General features: G+C 65.3%; 1 protein-coding gene. It reads right to left on the reverse strand.

Annotated elements, in window-relative coordinates; all coding sequences use genetic code 11:
- Positions 1 to 12: 12 nt before the first annotated feature.
- A complete protein-coding gene (gene tnpA / locus LPA54_RS34940) occupies positions 13 to 441 on the reverse strand; it encodes an IS200/IS605 family transposase (protein ID WP_228918266.1) in 429 nt (142 codons plus the stop codon).
- Positions 442 to 626 lie beyond the last annotated feature (185 nt).

A 626-nucleotide genomic window follows, 5' to 3' on the forward strand; every position in this document is an offset into this window, starting at 1 on the left:
TGTACGCCCGGATCACGAGCCGTCCCCCTGCTTCGCCGGACGTTCCCACTGGGTGTTGATGTACTTCTCGACCGTGGCCGCCGACACGGCGCCGACCGATGCCGCGAAGTACGACGACGACCACAAGGTGGGCATCCGCGACCTCAGGTGGGGGAACTCCTCGCGCAGTACGCGGGAGGTGAAGCCCTTGAACTGGTTGGCCACGTACGAGGCCGACGACTTCGGATCGTGCTTCACGAACAGATGGACGTGGTCGGGCATCACCTCAAGGGCGATGATCTCCCAGCCGCGCGCCTGTGCCTTCTGTCGGATCAGCTCCTCCAGTCGTTCCGCGACCCGGCCGCCGAGGACCGGGCGGCGGTACTTCGGACACCACACCACATGGAGCCCGAGGTCGTACACGCCGCCGGAGAATCGGCGAACCTTCCTGGTCACAGCCACGCGCTCACTATACACACGCCGCATATCTAGTGCGGCAGAAAGGTCGGCTCAGGTGAACAGTGCGGAGACATGCACACAGCCGAGGTCAGAGCAGGGCTCAGAAGCCATTCCCCACCCCGGTGAAGCGGGGCGTCCCCTGGCTAGGTTCTGATGGGGGCCAAGGGAGCATCCGAGGACGGCGACCG

This window comes from Streptomyces sp. DH12 (assembly GCF_020873895.1).
Lineage (GTDB): Bacteria > Actinomycetota > Actinomycetes > Streptomycetales > Streptomycetaceae > Streptomyces.